We start from the raw sequence: 7,182 nt of genomic DNA, 5'->3' as shown, positions 1-7,182 counted from the left end.
CCACCATACATGGCATGAACTTGCGAAACGGTTACGTGACTTTCGTCAACAACCATTAAATAGTCGCTTGGAAAATAATCTAATAGACAGAAAGGTCTTGTTCCAGCTTCACGTCCGTCAAGGTAGCGAGAGTAATTTTCAATTCCAGAACAATAACCCAATTCGCGAATCATTTCTAAATCGAAATTGGTTCTCTCTTCCAAACGTTTCGCTTCAAGATGTTTTCCAATTTCTTTAAAATAATCAACTTGTTTCACTAAATCCTGCTGAATCTGCCAAATAGCGCCTTGCAAAACTTCTGGAGAAGTGACAAACATGTTAGCAGGATAAATGGTTAAGCGTTGAAATTTTTCTATTACCTGAGAAGTAGTCGCATCAAATGATTCTATTTCTTCAATTTCATCTCCAAAAAAATGAATTCTGTACGCATCGTCAGCATAACTCGGATAAACTTCGACAGTGTCTCCTTTAATTCTGAAAGTTCCTGGATTAAAATCTGCTTCAGTTCTGGCGTATAAACTCTGAACTAAACTATGCAATAATTTGGTTCTCGAAATAACCTGATCTCTTTTAATTTCAATTACGTTTTTCTGAAATTCGACAGGATTTCCAATACCATAAAGGCAAGAAACCGATGCCACAACCAAAACGTCACGTCTTCCTGAAAGCAGAGAAGAAGTGGTGCTCAAACGCATTTTTTCTAATTCTTCATTGATAGATAAATCTTTCTCAATAAAAACTCCCGTTACAGGCATAAAAGCTTCTGGCTGATAGTAGTCGTAATAGGAAACGAAGTACTCAACAGCATTATTCGGGAAGAATTGTTTGAACTCTGAATACAATTGCGCGGCCAAAGTTTTATTGTGCGCCAAAACTAAAGTTGGTCTTTGCACTTCCTGAATTACATTGGCAACGGTAAACGTTTTTCCCGAGCCTGTAACTCCCAATAAAGTTTGGTATTTATCTCCGTCGACCACACCTTGAGCCAATTTTTGAATGGCTTGAGGCTGATCTCCTTTTGGACTATATTCTGAAAAAACTTGAAATTTCATTTATTTGAGCTGAAAATTTTATTTTGTAAAGATACGAAGTTTGAATGCTAATCTAAAAAATTAATAATCGCATCATTAATGACTTTAGGTTGATCGATGGTTAGAAAATGTCCGGCATCATTTACTATTTTGGTTTTACAGTTGGGCAAATGCTTCTGCGCTATTTCCAGACTTTCTTCTGAATTAATAACGTCTTTGTCACCAATTAAAACCAAAACAGAATTGTTGATTGATTCTAATTCTTTATTTGAAAAAGGCATCATTTTAAGCATGCTGGAGTTTGATTTTGCATATTTATTGGCCAAGTAAAACTGTCTTTTATAAATACGGCTTATGTTTTCTGGATGAGTTGAAAAAGTTGATAATGTTTTGCTGAATTTCTTTTCGCTTGGAAAAAGTTTTAGCATCAATGCCGAAGTTGTTTTTCTGACTTTATCTATAAATTTAAAGGTTTGCGCGGGACTCAATAAAACAATTTTATCTATAGAATTTGGTTTTTGAATCGCTAATAATGTTGCAATCCATCCGCCTCGAGAAGCGCCGATGAGGTCGAATTTCTTTAATTTATAATGATCGAAAATTTCGTTGTAGTAAACAACAATATCGTCTGATGAAAGCGGTTTTGCAGTTAGATTGGATTTATTAGGTTCCATGATAAAATCGATCGCGTAGATGCGATGATTTTTGGCTAAAACTTTAATGTTTGGATACCACATGGTAGAACTGGCGTCCATTCCGTGAAGTAAAACCAGACTTTTTCCATTTTTTGGACCTGCAATTACAACATGAGCGGTTCCAAAACTAGTTTTTACATCTTCTTCAGTATAAGGAATGTTCCAAAGTTTTAAAGCTTTGTCGTAAGCAGATTGGTATTTTAGTTCTTCGCTTTGGGTTTTAAAAACATAGTCTTCATATTTTGCTTTTTTTGAAGCGCAACTTGTGACTAAAAGCAGTATTATAGCTAATCGGGAATATAATTTTAACATGGTAATAAAATTCAATTTTCAGCTTAAAGTTACGAGTAGAGTAGGCGAAAAATGTATCAGAATTTTATTTTAAACTATCATAATTTTAAGATTTATCATTTTTAGAAGTCAGATAATAAATCTGTACAAACGCTAAAATGGCATTCGGAATAATTACCGGCCAAAGCCATTGATTGAAATCTCTGTAGTCGTTTAAAAAGATGCCGTAGATTACAAAACAGATACAGCCAAACATATTAATGAACCGGATTGCTCTAAGATTTTTGAGTAGAAAGCCTCCAACAATAAATACAGATGCGAGATAACCAATATATTCAGCCATAATCTTGATTTTAAATAGTTTGCATACAATAAATGTAGCAAAAGTAAACTGTAAAATCAAGATTTTGGTATTGGAAATGAGTGTATTAAAAGAAACTTTTCTGAGAATTTGGGTTTTCAAAAAAACTCCAAGCCACAATTCGGCTGTTTTTTTGTCCTTGCGACATTTCGATTGTTTTGACAGAAACGGCATTTACTTTCTTTAAAGTTTTATAAATCGAAGGAAGATTTTCTTTTTTGGAAACTAAAGTCGTGAACCATAAAACTTGCGATGGATATTTCGCACTTTCGTAGATCATTTGTGTAATGAATCCGATTTCTCCACCGTTACACCATAATTCTGCATTTTGTCCTCCAAAGTTTAAAACCGGATTTGTATTTCTTTTTTCTTTCGGATTTAAATTGGAAACCTTTCTGGAAGTGCTTTTATTGGCTTCTTCGGCAGAGGCATGAAAAGGCGGATTACACATTGTAAATGTAAAACGATCTTCGGGCGTAATGATGTTTTTGAAAAGAAATCGAGGTTCTGTTTGCTGCTGTAAACTTATAGAATCAATTAAATTTGGATTGGCTTCAATAATTTTGGCGCAATTTTCAATTGATTTCTGGTCAATATCTGTTCCTACAAAACTCCAATTGTAAATCGCATTTCCTAATATCGGATAGATTAAATTGGAGCCCGTTCCGATGTCTAGTCCTAAAACATGCGAAGTTTCTGGAATTTGATTATTGTTGCTTTCGGCCAATAAATCTGCGATGTAATGAATATAATCTGCACGTCCAGGAATTGGCGGACAAAGATAATTTTTAGGAATATCCCAATTCTCAATATTATAATACGTTTTAAGTAAAGCGCTGTTTAATGTTTTTACTGCAGCAGGATTGCTGAAATCGATGGTTTCGATTCCGTATTTGTTTACAGCAATAAAAGCTTTCAATTCTGGGCAATTTGAAATTAGTTTTTCAAAATCATATCGATTTCGATGAAGATTTCTTGGGTGTAAATTGCTTTTTTCGGAATTGTTGTTTGTTTTCATTTTCATTGATTTCGAGAACAAAGATAGATATTCCTTTTTTTAAGAAAGCTCCAGAGAAGCTTAATATTTATAGCTAGATAATTAATATTAAAAAAAAGCTCCAGCGGAGCGACATATGTGTAGTGTGTCGCCTCGCTGAGGCTTAAATGAGAGTGCGATATTTTGATATATAAATATTTCGTCCCGCTGTGACTTTTTATTCATTACTATTTCTAATCAAAACATTCCATTAAAAGAAGATCACCTTCACTATGTGTAATGGTTACAATGCCATCTTTTTCGACAGAATTACTGCTTCCGGTTCTGTAGCCCATTGTTAGTGTATCGTCGTTTAATTCGTATTTTAAATTTGATGAAGAAATTCCGTTTACAACGCCAATCGGAATAAGTGAAATTGGCGTGTTTGCAGTATACCATTTTTCAAATTTTGTTGGCAGAAGAAATATCTTAGAGTGATCGTCGAGGATTACGATTTTTAGTAAATCTCGGTAACGGACAATTTGTGTTAAGTTTGTAATTGTATGATCGGCTCGTTTTCCAGTTGCCCAAACGACATTTACGGCAGGAATTTTTCTTTCGATAAGATAATCAAAAGCTTTTTCTAAATCGGTTTTGTCTTGATCTGGAGTGTGAACGATTTCGATTGGAAATTGAGAAGTTTTATAAATTTCAGGGTCAAAACCGCGATCGAAATCACCGAGTAAAACATCGACTTTTATGCCTAGTTCGATCACTCTTTCTATAGCCGAATCTAAAACAACAACTAATGGCGACCATTCTAGCAATTGCCCTAATAGTTCAGGATCACAGGCTGCGCCATTTGCAATTATTAAAGCGGGTTCTTGATCGTCGCGAACTATATGGTGTGATGACATAAGCATTTTTTTGAATGTAGTGCAAATGTACAAAAGATATAGTCTCTGGCAGAAAATGGCTTTATTTAATTGGCTTTAAAAGCAACGGCATCGACTTCGATCTGCATTCCGTCAAGAGCTAATTTAGAAACCGGAATTAATGTGCTGGCAGGAAATGGTTTGTTTTTCCATACTTTACTAATTTCTTCTTCCCAAATTTTTAATTTTTCTGAAGAATGATCCACTATGAGAATTGTAATTTTCATTACATTTTCTGGCTTTAACTCGTAGCTGTTCAAAATGACATTTAGGTTTTCTAGTACGGTTTTGACTTGTATTCTAAAATCGGGGCTTAAAAGATGTTGTTTTCCTAAACCGCCGCTTTGACCCGAGATATAAATAAGTTCGCCAGGTGTTTTTACCGAAGAAGCATGGCTGAAACCATAAGGTGCGGGATTGAATAAAGATTCTGGATTTTTAAAAGTTTGTGCTTTTGTTTGAAACGCACAGATAAGTAGTAAAAAGGCAAATAAATGTTTCATGTTTTTAAAATTAGAATTGATAGGACAAAGGTTTATCAATTCTAATTTTAAAACATTTACATATGTTGAGAAGCTGTTTTTAATCTAACAGTCTTCTGTGGTAGTTAATTTGTCCTAAATGATATGCCAAATGGGTTGAAAGATGTATTAAGAAAAAGCCTGTTGTCATTTCTTTTTCGAAAACAATTTGTGGGTAAACTTCTTCTAAATCTTTTTCGGTTAATAAATCTAAAGTATTGTTGATGACTTCAATGGTGTTTTCTATTTTTAAAATTAGTTCCGATTTTGGAATGTCTTTTAGCGAAAATTCCAAAGGACGATCTCGAACATAACCCGTTTTGCCAATTTCAGCCCCAATGTAAGTGTTTAAATTTCCAATTAAATGCAGGCATAGATTTCCTGCTGAATTTGAAATATTCTTATCGATTGCCCAAATAGTGTTTTCGTTTTGGTATAATTCAATTTCTATTTTCAGTTTGTTTAGATCTCTGTTGAAAAGAGATTTTAGTGATTCTATTACCATTTTAATTTCGGTTTTTTATCGGAATCCAGATTTCTTCTTCAGAAGTAGGATCGTCTTTTTTGTATTTTTCATTCATTACAGCAAAATGCGGTCTATCGTCTACAGTATATTCAGAATTTGGAAACCATCCTGCAAAAATATAATGATAGGTTTTATGAGCTTCTGCGACTGGACCTAAATGAAGAAAAACCGCATACAAACCGTCTGGAACAACTAAGGTTTCCATTCCTTCTGGTATGTTTTCATAGTCTGAAACTTCTACAGCAGCCCATTTTTTGAAACTGTCGTTAGGATCAAAATTATCAAAATGGTTTTCTGAATATACTTCTAAAGAATACAAATTAGGATTAATTGTATTTTTTATTTCTTTTCGATGTGGCATAAAACCACTCCATAATTGAAAAGTTTTATTCTCAATAAATGACATTTCTATCGAATGTCCAATGAGTTTTTTTTCGGCTAAGGTTTTGATGATAGGTTGCATGATTACTGAATTTTGTACTTTTTTGTACTGATTTCGCCGAGAGAGAAATACCCCAGCGGATAATTATTTTTGTCTGTCGTATTGATAATGTTTCCTTTTACAGTTGCAGGCGGAGATTGAAACGGTCCTCCAATACTGCTTCCGGCTATACTTACCAAGATATTCATGTAATTATAATATTGCTTAGAGATTCCGTAATGTGTTACTTCAACTTCGTCTCCTGCTTTTAAATCTTCGTCAATGGCGCTGCTAAAAATTTCATTTCCTTGATAGAATTTATCTTCAGAAACATAATAATTTGCAGTGACTTTGTTCGAATAAACATATTTAAACAAATAAAAATTGTCTTCGTCTGCAGGATCTGTAAAGTACGTTTTTATTTCGATATCTTCTCCTGTAAAACCGCCATCATTTTTTTGCTCTATTCGAGTAATTGGCGCTACCGATTTTAAAGTTTCAGAAGCTGTATATGTATTTCCTTTGCTAATTACAGTTAAAGTATATTTTTCATTAATCTCTGGTTTGAAATCATTGCAAACATAACTGCCCGTTTTGTTGAATTCAGCAAAATTAAATTTTTGATTCTTACTATTTTCTATAAATACTACGGCATTTGAAACTACAGGAATTGTATTCTCAAAATAGCCTGTTGTGGTCGATAATCTAATGACCTGCAATTTTCCAGAAGTGCCTTTTTCCCAATTTATAGCCGCTTCAACTACCAATTTTGGAGCAGCAGTGTCTAAGTCAACATCAACTACTTCTTCGCAACTGGTAAAAAAAAGCGATGTAAAAAATACGGTTAATAAAACTAATTTTCTCATGAGCATATCTTTAGTTTTTTGAACTTTTTTAGAATTTGAAATTATAACTTACCGCAGGAACAATTCCAAAAATGGATAATTTCACTGCTTCGTTTGCGCCTGTATCAACATTTTGCCTGAAGTTGATTGAGGCTGCATTCATTCGATTATAGAGATTGTAAATACTGAAAACCCATTCGCCTTTCCAGTTTCTATCTTTATTCTTGTGAGGCGTTAAAGTGGCGGAAATATCCAAATGATTATAAGAAGGAAGTCGGTTTTCATTTCGTAATCCGTAACTTGGAACTATAATTCCTAAATACTGATATTGTCCATTCGGATACGTTACTGGCTGTCCTGACTGCAATGCAAAGTTAGCACCAAATGACCATTTTTCGTTTAAATTGTATGAAGATGTAATTGCTAAATTATGTGTTTTGTCATAAGCTGATGCGTACCATTTACCATTGTTGATGCCTGTTTCTTCAGGTGTTCTTCCGGGAGTCTGCTGTTCAGATCTTGAAATGGTGTATGAAATCCAGCCATTCAATCGGCCTTTGTTTTTCTTTAGCATAAGTTC

9 protein-coding genes and 1 pseudogene are annotated in these 7,182 nt (G+C 33.9%); all 10 read right to left on the bottom strand.

Features of this window, described 5'->3' with window-relative positions:
- On the bottom strand, nucleotides 1-1,052 hold a 1,052-nt coding region (locus tag B3J44_RS00240), incomplete at its 3' end, for a DEAD/DEAH box helicase family protein (protein WP_286964794.1).
- 47 nt (nucleotides 1,053-1,099) lie between these two features.
- Complete coding sequence (locus tag B3J44_RS00235) at nucleotides 1,100-2,038, bottom strand: alpha/beta fold hydrolase (RefSeq protein ID WP_286964791.1); 939 nt, start codon at nucleotides 2,036-2,038, stop codon at nucleotides 1,100-1,102.
- Between the two features lie 85 nt (nucleotides 2,039-2,123).
- Complete coding sequence (locus tag B3J44_RS00230; protein WP_111365373.1) at nucleotides 2,124-2,360, bottom strand: uroporphyrinogen decarboxylase; 237 nt, start codon at nucleotides 2,358-2,360, stop codon at nucleotides 2,124-2,126.
- A gap of 85 nt (nucleotides 2,361-2,445) precedes the next feature.
- A complete protein-coding gene (gene rlmF / locus B3J44_RS00225) occupies nucleotides 2,446-3,396 on the bottom strand; it encodes a 23S rRNA (adenine(1618)-N(6))-methyltransferase RlmF (protein ID WP_286964778.1) in 951 nt (316 codons plus the stop codon).
- A gap of 212 nt (nucleotides 3,397-3,608) precedes the next feature.
- Nucleotides 3,609-4,271: a thiamine diphosphokinase gene (locus tag B3J44_RS00220; RefSeq protein WP_286964775.1), complete on the bottom strand. Its 663-nt coding sequence runs from the start codon at nucleotides 4,269-4,271 to the stop codon at nucleotides 3,609-3,611.
- Between the two features lie 65 nt (nucleotides 4,272-4,336).
- Nucleotides 4,337-4,792, bottom strand: a complete 456-nt coding sequence (locus tag B3J44_RS00215; RefSeq protein WP_286964771.1) for a RidA family protein — start codon at nucleotides 4,790-4,792, stop codon at nucleotides 4,337-4,339.
- Between the two features lie 79 nt (nucleotides 4,793-4,871).
- Complete coding sequence (locus B3J44_RS00210) at nucleotides 4,872-5,315, bottom strand: DinB family protein (protein WP_286964768.1); 444 nt, start codon at nucleotides 5,313-5,315, stop codon at nucleotides 4,872-4,874.
- A gap of 1 nt (nucleotide 5,316) precedes the next feature.
- Nucleotides 5,317-5,799: a GyrI-like domain-containing protein gene (locus B3J44_RS00205; RefSeq protein WP_286964765.1), complete on the bottom strand. Its 483-nt coding sequence runs from the start codon at nucleotides 5,797-5,799 to the stop codon at nucleotides 5,317-5,319.
- A 2-nt stretch (nucleotides 5,800-5,801) separates the two neighbouring features.
- Nucleotides 5,802-6,623, bottom strand: a complete 822-nt coding sequence (locus B3J44_RS00200; RefSeq protein WP_286964762.1) for a DUF4249 domain-containing protein — start codon at nucleotides 6,621-6,623, stop codon at nucleotides 5,802-5,804.
- Nucleotides 6,624-6,651: 28 nt separating this feature from the next.
- Nucleotides 6,652-7,182 (bottom strand): annotated as a pseudogene (locus B3J44_RS00195) (hypothetical protein); the annotation flags it as partial.

This window comes from Flavobacterium sp. UBA4854, assembly GCF_002399805.1.
Taxonomy (GTDB): Bacteria; Bacteroidota; Bacteroidia; order Flavobacteriales; family Flavobacteriaceae; genus Flavobacterium; species Flavobacterium ginsengisoli.
The sequence above is the reverse complement of the archived record's forward strand: the minus strand, read 5'-3'. Positions and strand labels throughout refer to the sequence as shown.